This is a genomic window from Pseudomonas baltica (assembly GCF_014235765.1).
Classification (GTDB): Bacteria; Pseudomonadota; Gammaproteobacteria; order Pseudomonadales; family Pseudomonadaceae; genus Aquipseudomonas; species Aquipseudomonas baltica.
Map to the genome: position 1 here is coordinate 254,330 of NZ_JACMYH010000003.1, position 13,048 is coordinate 267,377.

At 63.9% G+C, this 13,048-nt stretch carries 14 protein-coding genes; 10 read left to right on the plus strand and 4 right to left on the minus strand.

All coding sequences use genetic code 11. The features are described from left to right. Positions 1-35 precede the first annotated feature (35 nt). From H7993_RS13575 to rsd, 7 genes are all read left to right on the plus strand, one after another. On the plus strand, positions 36-1,103 hold the full coding sequence (locus tag H7993_RS13575; RefSeq protein WP_185794685.1) for a sensor histidine kinase: 1,068 nt from the start codon (positions 36-38) through the stop codon (positions 1,101-1,103). Next, positions 1,100-1,846, plus strand: a complete 747-nt coding sequence (locus H7993_RS13580) for a LytR/AlgR family response regulator transcription factor (protein WP_122479920.1) — start codon at positions 1,100-1,102, stop codon at positions 1,844-1,846. The genes H7993_RS13575 and H7993_RS13580 overlap by 4 nt, the downstream gene beginning before the upstream one ends. Positions 1,847-1,936: 90 nt before the next feature. Continuing rightward, positions 1,937-2,878: a hydroxymethylbilane synthase gene (gene hemC / locus H7993_RS13585; RefSeq protein ID WP_185794686.1), complete on the plus strand. Its 942-nt coding sequence runs from the start codon at positions 1,937-1,939 to the stop codon at positions 2,876-2,878. After that, positions 2,875-3,633, plus strand: coding sequence for a uroporphyrinogen-III synthase (locus H7993_RS13590; protein ID WP_185794687.1), 759 nt, complete (start codon positions 2,875-2,877; stop codon positions 3,631-3,633). Before hemC ends, H7993_RS13590 begins: the two co-directional genes overlap by 4 nt. A gap of 49 nt (positions 3,634-3,682) precedes the next feature. Further along, positions 3,683-4,819: a uroporphyrinogen-III C-methyltransferase gene (locus H7993_RS13595; protein WP_185794688.1), complete on the plus strand. Its 1,137-nt coding sequence runs from the start codon at positions 3,683-3,685 to the stop codon at positions 4,817-4,819. Continuing rightward, entirely contained in the window at positions 4,816-6,072 is a 1,257-nt protein-coding gene (locus H7993_RS13600) for a heme biosynthesis HemY N-terminal domain-containing protein (protein ID WP_185794689.1), read from the plus strand. The genes H7993_RS13595 and H7993_RS13600 overlap by 4 nt, the downstream gene beginning before the upstream one ends. A gap of 285 nt (positions 6,073-6,357) precedes the next feature. Continuing rightward, positions 6,358-6,831 (plus strand): sigma D regulator, encoded by a 474-nt coding sequence (gene rsd / locus H7993_RS13605; protein ID WP_122479915.1) that lies wholly within the window; start codon positions 6,358-6,360, stop codon positions 6,829-6,831. 18 nt (positions 6,832-6,849) lie between these two features. Here rsd and H7993_RS13610 read toward each other — a convergent pair whose 3' ends face one another. Then, positions 6,850-7,539, minus strand: a complete 690-nt coding sequence (locus H7993_RS13610; protein WP_185794690.1) for an FKBP-type peptidyl-prolyl cis-trans isomerase — start codon at positions 7,537-7,539, stop codon at positions 6,850-6,852. Positions 7,540-7,687: 148 nt separating this feature from the next. Here H7993_RS13610 and H7993_RS13615 point away from each other — a divergent pair, with 148 nt between their 5' ends. Then, positions 7,688-8,482 carry an AlgP family protein gene (locus tag H7993_RS13615; protein WP_192103135.1) on the plus strand — a complete coding sequence of 265 codons (795 nt, stop codon included), beginning with the start codon at positions 7,688-7,690 and terminating at the stop codon, positions 8,480-8,482. On the opposite strand, the gene H7993_RS13620 is transcribed toward H7993_RS13615, so the two are convergent. After that, on the minus strand, positions 8,443-8,943 hold the full coding sequence (locus tag H7993_RS13620) for a TIGR02444 family protein (protein ID WP_185794691.1): 501 nt from the start codon (positions 8,941-8,943) through the stop codon (positions 8,443-8,445). The genes H7993_RS13615 and H7993_RS13620 overlap by 40 nt on opposite strands. Positions 8,944-8,993: 50 nt before the next feature. On the opposite strand from H7993_RS13620, the gene H7993_RS13625 reads away from it, so the two are divergent. Continuing rightward, positions 8,994-10,904 carry an ATP-binding cassette domain-containing protein gene (locus H7993_RS13625; RefSeq protein ID WP_185794692.1) on the plus strand — a complete coding sequence of 637 codons (1,911 nt, stop codon included), beginning with the start codon at positions 8,994-8,996 and terminating at the stop codon, positions 10,902-10,904. 97 nt (positions 10,905-11,001) lie between these two features. Beyond that, on the plus strand, positions 11,002-11,634 hold the full coding sequence (locus tag H7993_RS13630) for a LysE family transporter (RefSeq protein ID WP_185794693.1): 633 nt from the start codon (positions 11,002-11,004) through the stop codon (positions 11,632-11,634). Between the two features lie 9 nt (positions 11,635-11,643). Here H7993_RS13630 and elbB read toward each other — a convergent pair whose 3' ends face one another. Further along, positions 11,644-12,303, minus strand: a complete 660-nt coding sequence (elbB, locus tag H7993_RS13635; protein WP_122480129.1) for an isoprenoid biosynthesis glyoxalase ElbB — start codon at positions 12,301-12,303, stop codon at positions 11,644-11,646. A gap of 90 nt (positions 12,304-12,393) precedes the next feature. Then, the gene (locus tag H7993_RS13640; RefSeq protein ID WP_122479910.1) at positions 12,394-13,008 is read right to left on the minus strand and encodes a DedA family protein; all 615 of its coding nucleotides are present in this window, start codon (positions 13,006-13,008) and stop codon (positions 12,394-12,396) included. Positions 13,009-13,048 lie beyond the last annotated feature (40 nt).

Below are 13,048 nucleotides of genomic sequence, written 5' to 3' on the forward strand. Positions count from 1 at the left end.
GGCCCGCAACACACCACAGCAGCCAGGAACCGTACATGTTCAGCAAGCCGTCGAACCCTCCCGAGCCGGACTTTTTCCTGCCCGAGCTTTGCCTGCCCCAGGCACTGTTGATGCTGATCGTGCTGGCGCAGTTGCTGGTGTTCGTGCTGGTGCTGGCCGAACCCATGAACCCAGGCTTCAACTGGGTGCGCCTGGCCCTGACTTCGCTGTTCGTGCAATGGATCGTGCTGCTCTCGGCGGCCTTGCTCTGTGCCCTGCGCCCCTGGCTGGCGCGCCTGCGCCCCGGTATGGCGGGTGGGTTGTGCTGCGCCCTGGTGGTGGGCCTGACCCTCGCGGGCACGGCGGTGATTGACTACTTCCAGTTGGGCGGGCTCGACACGCCGACCGTGGAGGTCAATCGGTACCTGCGCCACGCCCTGATCGGGCTGATCATGTCGGCCCTGCTGCTGCGCTACTTCTACCTGCAGAGCCAGTGGCGGCGCCAGCAACAGGCCGAATTGCAGTCGCGTATCCAGGCCTTGCAGGCGCGCATTCGCCCGCACTTCCTGTTCAACAGCTTGAACAGCATCGCCAGCCTGGTGGTCAGCGATCCGGTCAAGGCCGAGCAGGCGGTGCTCAATCTGTCCGACCTGTTTCGTGCCAGCCTGGCCCAGCCCAACAGCCTGGTGATGTGGCGTGATGAGGTGGAGTTGGCCAAACGTTATTTATCGATTGAGCAATATCGTCTCGGCGAGCGTCTACAGTTGCACTGGAGGATCGAAACAATCCCGGATGATCTGCCGATCCCCCAACTTACTTTGCAACCGTTGTTGGAGAATGCGCTGGTACATGGCATCGCCCCTTTGATTTTGGGCGGGGTGGTCAGCGTGGAGGCCGACTACAAAGGGGGAGAGTTCATATTGACCATCAGCAATCCCTACCAAGAGGCCGCCACAGCGCAGGCGTCGGGCGGAACCCAGCAGGCGCTGGCAAACATTGGCGCTCGACTTGCGGCACTTTTCGGTCCGCGCGCAAGTCTTAGCGTGAATCGCCGTGACGGTCGTCACTTCACTTGTCTACGTTATCCATGTGCGAGACTCACGCAGGAATCCAGCGCTCTATGAATGTCCTGATCGTTGATGACGAACCCCTTGCCCGCGAACGTTTGAGCCGACTGGTTGGCGAGCTCGAGGGCTACCATGTGCTCGAACCCGGCGCCAGCAACGGCGAAGAAGCCTTGAGCATGATCGAGGCACAGAAGCCGGACGTAGTCCTGCTCGACATTCGCATGCCCGGCCTGGATGGCCTGCAGGTCGCCGCCAGGCTGTGCGAGCGCGACACGCCGCCGGCGGTGGTGTTCTGCACCGCTCATGACGAGTTTGCCCTGGATGCCTTTCAGGTCAGTGCCGTGGGTTATCTGGTCAAGCCGGTGCGCTCCGAGCATCTGCTCGAAGCGTTGAAGAAAGCGGAAAAACCCAACCGAGTGCAACTGGCCGCCTTGACACGTCCGGCGGCCGAAGCCGGGACCGGTCCGCGCAGCCATATCAGCGCGCGAACCCGCAAAGGCATCGAGTTGATCCCGCTCGATCAGGTGATCTATTTCATTGCCGACCACAAGTACGTGACCTTGCGCCATGAGGGTGGAGAGGTCTTGCTCGATGAACCGCTCAAGGCGTTGGAAGACGAGTTTGGTGACCGCTTCGTGCGTATCCATCGCAACGCCCTGGTGGCCCGCGAGCGCATCGAGCGCTTGCAGCGCACGCCCCTGGGTCACTTTCAGCTCTATCTGAAGGGGCTCAACGGCGACGCGCTGATCGTCAGCCGACGCCATGTGGCCGGCGTGCGCAAGATGATGCAGCACCTCTAGCCTTCATCAGGCCTGCCCAGCCCGCCGGGTTGGGCGCGGCCTGGCGCACAGCTGGTATCATCGTCCGCTAATCTTCATACGGATCGATTCATGCCCATTCGCGAAATCCGCATCGCCACCCGTAAAAGCGCGCTCGCTCTGTGGCAGGCCGAATACGTCAAGGCCCGCCTGGAGCAGGCGCATGCCGATCTGCAGGTCACCCTGGTGCCGATGGTCAGTCGTGGCGACAAGCTGCTCGACTCACCCTTGTCGAAGATCGGCGGCAAGGGGTTGTTCGTCAAGGAACTGGAAAACGCCCTGCTCGAAGGCACAGCGGACATCGCCGTGCACTCGATGAAAGACGTGCCGATGGACTTCCCCGAAGGGCTGGGGCTGTATTGCATCTGCGAGCGCGAAGACCCTCGCGACGCTTTCGTTTCCAACGCCTGGGACAGCCTGGAGGCGCTGCCGCCCGGCAGCATCGTCGGCACTTCCAGCCTGCGCCGCCAGACCCAGCTGCTGGCGCGTCGCCCCGACCTGCAGATCCGCTTCCTGCGCGGCAACGTCAACACCCGCCTGGCCAAGCTCGATGCCGGTGAATACGATGCGATCATTCTGGCCGCTGCCGGCCTGATCCGCCTGGGCTTCGAAGAGCGCATCACTACCAACATCAGCGTCGAGGACAGCCTGCCCGCCGGCGGCCAAGGCGCGGTTGGCATCGAGTGCAGGACCGGCGACAGCGAAATCCATGCCTTGCTCGGGCCGTTGCACCATCGCGACACCGAGTTCCGCGTAGCCGCCGAGCGCGCCCTGAACAAACACCTCAACGGTGGCTGCCAGGTGCCCATCGCCTGTTACGCCGTGCTCGAAGGGGAGCAGATCTGGCTGCGCGGCCTGGTGGGCGACCCGGCTGGTCAGCGCCTGCTGCACGCTCAGGCACGCGCGCCGCTGGCCGATGCGCAACAGTTGGGCGTACAGGTGGCCGAAGCCCTGCTGGAGCAGGGCGCCGACGACATTCTGCGCGCGGTGTACGGCGAGGCCGGTCATCCTTGAACCCCTGGCGAGTGTTGCTGACCCGACCCTGCGACGAGTGCGCGCTGCAAGCCCAGGCGCTGCTGGAACAGGGCGTGTTCGCGGCGAGCCTGCCATTGCTGGCGATCGAGCCGCTAGCGGACAGCGACACTCAGCGGCAGGTGTTGGCCGAACTGAATCGATACAATGCCGTGATCGTGGTCAGCAAGCCCGCCGCGCGCCTGGCCCTGGACCGCGCGCCTGCCAACCTCGGGCAGACCTCGTGGTTCAGCGTCGGTGCCGGCACGGCGGCCATTCTCGAAGAGCGTGGGCTGACCGTGACGTATCCTGAAACAGGAGACGATAGCGAAGCCTTGCTGAATCTGGCCCAATTGCGCGTCGCATTGGCGAGCCCCCATCCACGGGTGCTGATCATCCGTGGCGAAGGCGGACGCGAGGCTCTGGCCGAGCACTTGCGTGAGCAGGGCGCGACGGTAGAGTATCTGCAACTGTACCGACGCAGCATTCCGGTCTACCCACCGGGTGCGCTGGCGTCCCGTATCGCATCGGAACGCTTGAACGCCTTGGTGGTCAGCAGTGGGCAGGGTTTTCAACACTTGCACCAATTGGCAGGCGAGCAGTGGTCGGTGATCCGTACCCTGCCGCTGTTCGTGCCCAGCCCGCGGGTAGCTGCGCTGGCGCGTGAAGCCGGTGCGGTGAATGTTGTGGATTGCCGAGGTGCCAGTACCTCGGCGTTGCTGGCGGCGCTGCGCACGCAGGCCGCACCCAGATCGTAAGGCGCGACCGCCAGCGAGGCGACCGCGCCCCTATGCAAAGGATGGACACGTGAGCGAAACAGCCTTGCCCAAAGACGAACCCAAGAGCGCCCCACAGGTGCCTTTCGAACAGCCAGCCGCCTTGCCCCCGCAGCGCTCGGCCAATGGCAACGGCTTGGCGATCATTGCGCTGCTGCTTGCCGCTGCCGGTCTGGCCGCAGCAGGCTGGGGCGTGTGGCAGGTGCGCACGCTGACCGCCGGCCACCAGCAGCAGTCGCGGGTGATCGAAGGGCTCGCCACGCAAACGCTGACGCTGGAACACAACGAACGGCAACTCAGTGCCGATCTCGCGCAGTTGCCCGACTCCAACGAACTCGAAGACCGCCACCGCCTGCTCGCCCAGTTGCAGGGCGATCAGCAGCGCTTGAGCCAGCGCCTGGAAACCGTGCTGGGCGCCAGCCGCAAGGACTGGCGTCTGGCCGAAGCGGAGCACCTGCTGCGCCTGGCCAGCCTGCGCCTGTCTGCTCTGCAGGACGTCACCAGCGCCAAGGCGCTGGTGCAGGGCGCCGACGAAATCCTGCGCGAGCAGGACGACCCGCAGGCCTTCGCCGCACGCGAGCAACTGACCCGCAGCCTGGCGTCGCTGCAAGGCACCACCCAGCCGGATCGCACCGGGTTGTTCCTGCAGCTGAGCGCCTTGCGCGAGCAGGCCACGCAGCTGACGGCGCTGGCGCCCGAATTCCAGGCGGCCGCGGCAGCTGCGCAGGGCAACTCACCCGAAGGCGAGACCCGCTTGCGCCAGTGGTGGAACAAGATTTCCGGTTTCTTCCGGGTCGATTTCAGCCCCGACGACAGCATCCGGCCGTTGCTGGCCGGGCAGAGCCTGAGTCAGGTTCGCCTGGCCTTGAGCCTGGCGCTGGAGCAGGCCCAGTGGGCCGCGCTCAATGGTCAGGGCAAGGTGTATACGCAAGCGCTGGACGACGCCCGCAGTATTCTGGTGGCGGGCTTCAATCGCGAGAATGGCACGACCCAGGCCATGATCGAACAGTTGACCGCCCTGAAGAATCAGCCGGTTTCGGTCACCACACCTGATCTGGATGCAAGCCTCAACGCCATCCAGGCCTACCTGCAACATCGTCACACACCGGTCGAAGGCCTGCAGAAGTCGACCGAAGCAGCGCCGGCCGCTGTGGAGAGCCAACCATGAAACGGTTCTACGTGATCCTGTTTCTGGTGATTGCCGCCATGGTCGGCCTCGGCCTGGCCGTGGCCAAACACCCCGGCTACGTACTGATCGACTACCCCCATGTGATGCGCTACGAGTCGGGCCTGTGGAGCACGCTGCTGGCGTTGCTGGTGCTGGTCTTGGTGGCGTTCGTCGTCTACCTGCTGATCAGCGTGCTGGTCAGCTCCGGCCGCGTGGTCAATCCATGGTCGGGCCGCAATCGCAATCGCCGGGTGCAGACATCCATCGAGAAGGGCCAGCTGGACCTCGCCGAAGGGCGCTGGGCCAGTGCCCAGAAGCACTTGCAGCACGCAGCCGAAAATGAACGCCAGCCATTGCTCTATTACCTCGGCGCAGCACGCGCCGCCAATGAACAGGGCCGCTACGAAGACAGCGACAACCTGCTCGAACGGGCCCTGGCACGTCAGCCACAAGCGGAATTGGCAATTGCCTTGAGCCATGCTCAGTTGCAGAGCGATCGCGGCGACAGTGACGGTTCCCTGCAGACCCTGCAAGCCATGCACGAGCGTCATCCGCGTAACGTGCAGGTGCTGCGGCAACTGCAGCGTGTGCATCAGCAGCGTGGTGACTGGCCAGCAGTGGTCAAGCTGCTGCCACAACTGCGCAAGGACAAGGCCCTGCCGGCGGCCGAACTCGCCGAGCTCGAGCGACGTGCCTGGGGCGAGAACCTGAGCGTGGCGGCGCACGCGCCCGTGCAGGAACAAGGGCAGGGAGAGGCCGGCCTGGCTGCACTGGAGCGCGCCTGGCAGGCACTCAGCTCGGCACAGCGCCAGGAACCCGCATTGGTGCTCGCCTATGCCGAGCAACTGCGTCAGGTGGGTGCGCAAGCCCAGGCTGAAGACGTGCTACGGACTGCGCAGAAGCGTCAGTACGACACGCACCTGGCTCGCCTCTATGGCCTGGTGATCGGCACCGACCCTGCGCGCCAACTGCAGACTGCCGAAGGCTGGCTCAAACAGCACCCCCACGATGCCGGGTTGTTGTTGACCCTGGGTCGTCTGTGCCTGCAGAACCGCTTGTGGGGCAAGGCCCGCGACTACCTGGAAAGCAGCCTGCGCCTGCAGCGCAGCCCGGAAACCTGCGCAGAACTTGCACGCCTGCTCGCCCAGTTGGGCGATACCGAACGCAGCAACCAGTTGTTCCAGGAAGGCCTCGGGCTGCTTGACGAACGTTTGCTGGCTGCACCCCTGCCCACTTCGGTGCGCACGCTCTGAATCGCTTTCGCGCGTAGAACGAGGCCGCGCCACTGCTCTGCTTCCGTGCGCACCCGGAGGCAGGGGCAGGCGCCAGTAAAACCGGCATTTGGCGCAATATCCCCCTGATTAAACGCTTGTATGAACTTTATCCGATGCGTACCTTGATGCCATTGGCGCACGGGCATAATCTCCCCCTGCATGTACATCGACATTCGCCGTCACAGACCGCGAATCGGTCCGAGCCCTGCTTCCTGTCGTACAGGAGCGCGAAGCCGGGCATGACCCACAAGGGAAGCACTCATCATGTTGGAAAGTTGCCAGAATGCCCAGGAACGTTGGGGCGGAGTTCACCTGCTGATCGATCGCTGGCTGCAGGAGCGCAATGAGCTGATCAAGGCGTTCGATGCGTTGGGCGACACGCCTCAGGCCCTGGTCGAAGATCGCAAGAGGCTGCAGGATTTCTGCGGTTTGCTGGTCGACTACACATCGGCCGGCCATTTTGAAATCTACGAACAGTTGACCGACGAAGCCAAGGCGTTCAATGACAAGCGTGGTCTGGAACTGGCCGACACGATCTGGCCACGCATCGACGAAATCACCCAGAAAGCGCTCGACTTCAACGATTACTGCGACAAGGGCGACTGCTCCGATGCCGCCGTCATTCTGGACAAGCTCAAGGAGCTGGGTCGGTTGTTGCACGAGCGCTTCGAGCTCGAGGACTGCCTGATCGAGGTCTTGCACAACGCTCACAAGGAAGAGTCCGTCGCCCAGGCGTGACTCTCTTTCGACGCGGCCCTAAGGGGCCGTGGCCAGCAGATGAATGTCGAACGTCAGCGGTGTATTGGGTGGTATCAAGGCACCGGCGCCGTCTGTTCCATAGGCGTGCGCCGATGCAATGACCACACGCCACTTCGCGCCGACCGGCATCTGCGGCAACACCGTACGCCAGCCCTCGATGACGCTGTTCAAGCGAAACCACTGCGCCTGGGTGCTTTGGTCGAACACGCTGCCGTCGGGCAGCTTCCCCACGTATTGAACCTGCATACGCCCATCGGCGGTGGCAGGTGCCCCTGCGCCAGGTTCCAGTACGGTTACCAGAATGCCCTCAGCGATCTCCCGCACCCCGGCCTTGGCTCGTTCGGCGGCCATGAAGCGGCGCTCGGCGGCCAGCGCCTGTTCCGTATCGGCTGCTTCGTCAGGCTTGTCCGTCTTGTCCGCCTGTGCCTGATACTGAGCCAGCAATTGGCCGATGCGCTCGTCGCTCAATGCCAGCGGCTCTTGTCGATACGCCTCCTGCAAGCCCTTGAGCAGGGCGTCGAGTTGAAGCCCGGGGGCGTCCTGGCGCAGGCGTTCCCCCAGGCTGGCGCCCACACTGTAGGCCAGGTCGCGGGCACCGTCCGGCGCAGCTTGCGCGTGCGCGTGCGCTTGTGGCAGGGCCAGGGACAATGGCACCAGGGACAACGACAACAGCAGGCGAGGCAACATCACATTCTCCAGGACAAGACACGGCGAGCATGGACCGATTATGCCACCGACCGGGAAACGGGGCCTCGCGGACACAGTCAACATGTTCTGGCGGCTCTACAGCCACAGGTCTAGTATGAGCCTCTACCCATCGGCCAGGAGGTAACCCATGTCGGCTAACAAGAAGCCCGTAAACACCCCGTTGCATTTGCTTCAACAGCTTTCCGGCAGTTTGCTCGAGCACCTCGAAAGTGCATGTTCCCAGGCCTTGGCCGATGCTGAAAAACTGCTCGCCAAGCTCGAGAAGCAGCGCGGCAAGGCTCAGGAAAAACTGCACAAGTCGCGCACCAAAGTGCAGGACGCTGCTACTGCCGGCAAGAAAAAGAAGCAAGCCAAGGCGCACGACTCGGTGAGCGAACTCGAACAACTGCTCGACGAGCTCAAGGACCGCCAGGCCGAAACCCGCGCCTACATCGTCGAGCTCAAGCGCGACGCCCAGGAAAGCCTGAAACTGGCAGCCGGGGTAGGGCGCGTCCAGGAAGCGGCGAGCAAGGCAATCGAAACCCGTTCAGCCAAGCCCAAGGCAACCCCTGCGGTCGCGGCCAAGTCGGCCAGCCCGGCAGCCAAGCCTGCCGCTCGCACGCCCGCCAAGAGCACCCCAGCCGGGTCGACTGCACGTGCGGCCGCGAAGCCTGCAGCCAGCAAAACCACCCGTGTAGCTGCCGCAGCTACTGCGAGCAAGCCGGCGGTTTCCCGCAGCACTACCCGCAAGGCCCTGGCGGCCCCGGGCGCGGCGGTCAAGCCTGACGCCAAGGCACCCGCCAAGCCGGCTGCGCGGCCGGCCAGAAAGCCTGCGGCCGCCAAGTCGCTTGCCGCAGCCGTGCATTCGAGTGCGACCGAGTCCGGTGCTCCCGCCACTGGCGCTCAGGACGACAAGGGCGACGCATCTTCGAGCCAAGCCTGAGTCTCCCTGGCTGCCACGCCCAGCACGTGTAACGCCGCGCTCGAGTGCGCGGCCGTTGCGGGTAGCAAAGCAGGCAGCCAGGTCATGCTCAAGCCCTGCGTAGCGAGGGGCCAAGGTGCGGCCTGATCGTGCAGGCGCTGCAGCAACTGGCGTTCGGCGTTCAGTTCCAGTGCCTTGACCGATTCGCGCAGGTGCATCAGCTCAGGGTCTTGCACGGCCTGGGCTCGCCACTGCTGGCGCAATTCGCGCAAGGGTCGCACCACGTCCTCATGCCAAGGCGTGGCGATCGCCTCCAGCAGCCTCACTCGTTCGCATGTGCAGGCCACGCCTCTGGCATCCAGCCAGGCACCGCACAGCAGCAGGCACACGTTGGCGCCATCTGCTTGCAGCTGCAGGCAGGTGGTTTCGATGCCTGGTCGGGCATAGAGGTCCAGGACAAACTTCCACAACTCATCATGCATCGTGCTACTCGCGCCAGTGGGCAAGGAAGCTGGTAGACTTCGCCGCCATTATGATCCGACTTCAGAACCTCACTTTACAGCGTGGCCCGCAGCGTCTGCTAGAAGACGCCGAGCTGACCCTGCACGCCGGTCAGAAAGCCGGCCTCATCGGCGCCAACGGTGCTGGCAAATCCAGCCTGTTCGCCTTGCTGCGTGGCGAGCTTGTGCCCGACTCCGGCAATTGCTACCTGCCCGCCGATTGGCGTATCGCCCACATGCGCCAGGAAGTCGATACCCTCGAACGCATTGCGGTCGACTACGTACTCGATGGCGATGTGCGTCTGCGCGAAGTGCAGCAGGCACTGGCGGACGCCGAGGCCACGCAGGACGGTGCGGCCCAGGCGCGCCTGCATGCCGAGCTCGACAGTGCCGACGGCTATACCGCGGACGCACGTGCACGCAAGCTGCTCGCAGGGCTTGGTTTCAGCAACGAGCAGATGGACCGTCAGGTCGGTGATTTTTCCGGGGGCTGGCGGATGCGCCTGAGCCTGGCTCAGGCTTTGATGTGCCCTTCCGACCTGCTGCTGCTCGACGAACCGACCAACCACCTGGATCTCGACGCCATTCTGTGGCTCGAGGACTGGCTCAAGGGCTATCCCGGCACCCTGCTGTTGATCTCCCACGACCGCGACTTCCTCGACGAAGTCGTCGATCACGTGGCCCACGTCGAACAGCAGAAGCTGACCCTGTACCGTGGTGGCTACAGCGCCTTCGAACGCGCCCGTGCCGAACGCCTGGCGCAGCAGCAGCAAGCGTACGAGAAGCAGCAGGTGCAGCGCGCGCACATGGAGAAGTACATTGCGCGCTTCAAGGCCCAGGCCACCAAGGCGCGTCAGGCGCAGAGCCGGATTAAGGCCCTGGAGCGCATGGAAGAGCTGTCGGCGGCACACGTCGACTCGCCCTTCGACTTCGTGTTCCGCGAATCGGTGAAGATCTCCAGCCCCTTGCTCGACCTGTCCGAAGGTCGGCTGGGCTACGGCGAAACGGCCGTGCTGGAGAAGGTCAAGCTGCAGCTCGCGCCCGGTGCGCGCATTGGCCTGTTGGGCCCCAATGGCGCGGGCAAGTCGACCCTGATCAAGAACCTCGCCGGCGAGCTCACGCCCATCGGCGGACGCCTGGTACGTGGCGAGAACCTGGTGGTGGGCTATTTCGCCCAGCACCAGCTGGACTCCCTGGACAGCAAGGCCAGCCCGTTGCTGCATCTGCAGCGGCTGGCGCCGGGCGAGCGTGAGCAGGTACTGCGCGACTTCCTCGGTGGCTTCGATTTCCGTGGCGCGCGCATCGATGAACCGGTGCTGAATTTCTCCGGTGGCGAAAAGGCCCGCCTGGCGCTGGCGTTGATTGCCTGGGAACGGCCCAACCTGTTGCTGCTCGACGAACCGACCAATCACCTCGACCTGGAGATGCGCCTGGCCCTGACCATGGCCCTGCAGGAGTTCAGTGGTGCGGTGCTGGTGGTGTCCCACGACCGGCATCTGCTCAAGAGCACCACCGACGATTTCCTGTTGGTGGCCGATGGCAAGGTCGAGCCGTTCGATGGCGATCTGGACGACTACGCGCGCTGGCTGGTGGATTATCGCCAGCGCCATGCCCCGGTCAGCAATACCCCGGTCAACCTCGACAAGACCGACAAGAAAGCCCAACGGCAGGCCGCCGCCGCGCTGCGTCAGCAACTGGCACCGCACAAGCGCCAGGCCGACAAGCTGGAGCGCGATCTGGGTGAAGTGCACGAGAAACTGGCGAAGATAGAAGCCGCCTTGTCCGACAGCGCCCTCTACGAGGCCGCGCGCAAGGATGAACTGCGCGACCAGCTTGCCCAACAGGCCAGGCTCAAGGTGCGCGAGGGTGAGCTGGAAGAGCAGTGGATGGAAGCGCTGGAACTGCTCGAAGACATGCAGGCGCAGCTCGAGGCATTGACCTGATACTGGGGCTTGATGCCGAGCTGCCTGCACGGGCCCATAGCCAAATTCGCTGCGCCGTTTTACCTTAGTCTGTACCTATTCGAGCGTCGAGGTTCGTATGCTGCTGGAAACCTGGTTGGCCTTTTTGGTGGCGTGCTGGATCATCAGTCTTTCGCCTGGGGCCGGGGCTATCGCGTCCATGTCCAGTGGCTTGCAGCACGGTTTCCTGCGCGGCTATTGGAATGCGATCGGCCTGCAGTTGGGGCTGCTTCTGCAAATTGCGATCATTGCGGCTGGCGTCGGGGCCGTGCTCGCGGCGTCGGCCACGGCGTTCCAGGCGATCAAGTGGTTTGGCGTGCTCTATCTGCTCTATCTTGCGTTCAAGCAATGGCGTGCACTGCCTGCCGACCTCGGTGAGGAAGCGGGGCAAAAGCCGGCTGGCAAGGCCTCGAGCCTGGTGCTGCGTGGTTTTCTGGTGAACGTCGGCAACCCCAAGGCGCTGGTATTCATGCTGGCGGTATTGCCGCAATTCATCAATCCGCACGCGCCCCTGCTGGTTCAATACCTGACCATTGCAGCCACCATGGTGACCGTGGACCTGATCGTCATGGCCGGCTATACCGGGTTGGCGGCGAAGGTGCTGCGGCTGCTGCGCACGCCGCGTCAGCAGCGACGCATGAACCGCACCTTCGCCGGCTTGTTCGTGGCGGCGGCGACCCTGCTCGCTACGCTGCGGCGGGTGCCTGCCTGAATTCGGCGGTCAGGCCTGGGTGAGTTCGATCACCCGGTCCACCAGCTTGTTGATGCCGGCGGCGGCTTCGCTGATGGTCTTGGCGCTCATGTAGGCGGGGGTGCTGACCAGCTTGCGGGCGGTGTCCTCGACGATCTCGGTCACTTCGCATTCCTGGTGGGTGCCACCCATCTTCTCGATGGCCTGCGCGGTTTCGGCATCGGTGCCGATGGTGCAGGTCACGCCGGGACCGTAGATTTTTGCCGCCAGCGCCGGTGAGATGCAGATCAAGCCAACCGGCTTGCGCGCTTCGGCGAAGGCCTCGGCCAGTGCCTGCACTTGCAGGTTGACCGAGCAGGCAGCGCCGTCGCTGGCGAAGGAAGACAGATTCTTTGCCGCGCCGAACCCACCTGGAACGATCAAGGCATCGAAATCATCAGCGTTGGCCAGGGCGATGTCCTTGACCTCGCCACGGGCGATCCGCGCCGATTCCACCAGCACGTTGCGCGACTCGGGCATTTCCTCGCCGTTCAAGTGGTTGATCACATGCTTCTGGGCAACGTCGGGCGCGAAGCACTGCACTTGGCAGCCGCGCTGGTCCAGGCGCAGCAAGGTGATCACGCTTTCCTGAATTTCGCTGCCGTCATAGACGCCACAGCCGGAAAGGATCACCGCGATTTTCTTGGTCATGTCGAACTCCGATTGTGGCCACTGCTTCATTGGCATGTGTTCAGTAGCATGGATCACGCTCGGCGGCGTGTGTTCAGTTCGAGCGGGCCCTCAGGGCTGCTCGTCACCGGGCGCAGGCGTCGCCGCAGGGGCTTCCAGGCGCGCCTGGCGGGCGATGCGCGCAGCCTTGATGCGGCGCCGTACCCACAGCAGGACGCCGATCAGCACCAGCGCGCCAAGGACCCACAGCTCGTATTTCTTGACGTTGCCCAGCATGTGTTCGAGGAACGAGCCGAAGTGGTAGGCCGCCAGGCCCAGTGCCGTGGCCCAGACCGCAGCCCCGATGCCGTTGAGCAGCAGGTAACGCCGTGGTGGGTAGCCGGACAGACCGATCGCCACCGGCATGACGGTGCGCAGGCCATAGACGAAACGAAAGCTCAGGACCCAGATGTCCGGATGCCGGCGGATGTGCTCCAACGCACGGTCGCCCAACAGCTGCCAACGAGGTTTGCGCGCCAGTAGCTTGCGTCCATGCTTGCGGCCCATGAAATACCATAGCTGGTCGCCTGCGTAGCTGCCGAAGAAGGCCACCACCACAACCATGTTGATATCCATGTAGCCACGGAACGCCAGAAACCCGGCCAGGACCAGAATGGTCTCGCCTTCGAAGAACGTGCCGAGGAACAGGGCGAAATAGCCAAAATCGTTCAGGAATTGTTGGAGCATTTTATCGATGCTGGCGAAGTGAATGCGCAGCCTAACCCGT

Excerpts from the sequence above, each read along its gene's own strand:
- H7993_RS13575 (WP_185794685.1), top strand. The coding sequence starts at position 36 with ATGTTCAGCAAGCCGTCGAACCCTCCCGAGCCGGACTTTTTCCTGCCC.
- rsd (WP_122479915.1), top strand. The coding sequence starts at position 6,358 with ATGTTGGAAAGTTGCCAGAATGCCCAGGAACGTTGGGGCGGAGTTCAC.
- H7993_RS13620 (WP_185794691.1), bottom strand. The coding sequence starts at position 8,943 with ATGCATGATGAGTTGTGGAAGTTTGTCCTGGACCTCTATGCCCGACCA.
- H7993_RS13640 (WP_122479910.1), bottom strand. The coding sequence starts at position 13,008 with ATGCTCCAACAATTCCTGAACGATTTTGGCTATTTCGCCCTGTTCCTC.
- H7993_RS13610 (WP_185794690.1), bottom strand. The coding sequence starts at position 7,539 with ATGTTGCCTCGCCTGCTGTTGTCGTTGTCCCTGGTGCCATTGTCCCTG.
- H7993_RS13625 (WP_185794692.1), top strand. The coding sequence starts at position 8,994 with ATGATCCGACTTCAGAACCTCACTTTACAGCGTGGCCCGCAGCGTCTG.
- H7993_RS13580 (WP_122479920.1), top strand. The coding sequence starts at position 1,100 with ATGAATGTCCTGATCGTTGATGACGAACCCCTTGCCCGCGAACGTTTG.
- elbB (WP_122480129.1), bottom strand. The coding sequence starts at position 12,303 with ATGACCAAGAAAATCGCGGTGATCCTTTCCGGCTGTGGCGTCTATGAC.
- hemC (WP_185794686.1), top strand. The coding sequence starts at position 1,937 with ATGCCCATTCGCGAAATCCGCATCGCCACCCGTAAAAGCGCGCTCGCT.
- H7993_RS13615 (WP_192103135.1), top strand. The coding sequence starts at position 7,688 with ATGTCGGCTAACAAGAAGCCCGTAAACACCCCGTTGCATTTGCTTCAA.
- H7993_RS13600 (WP_185794689.1), top strand. The coding sequence starts at position 4,816 with ATGAAACGGTTCTACGTGATCCTGTTTCTGGTGATTGCCGCCATGGTC.
- H7993_RS13630 (WP_185794693.1), top strand. The coding sequence starts at position 11,002 with ATGCTGCTGGAAACCTGGTTGGCCTTTTTGGTGGCGTGCTGGATCATC.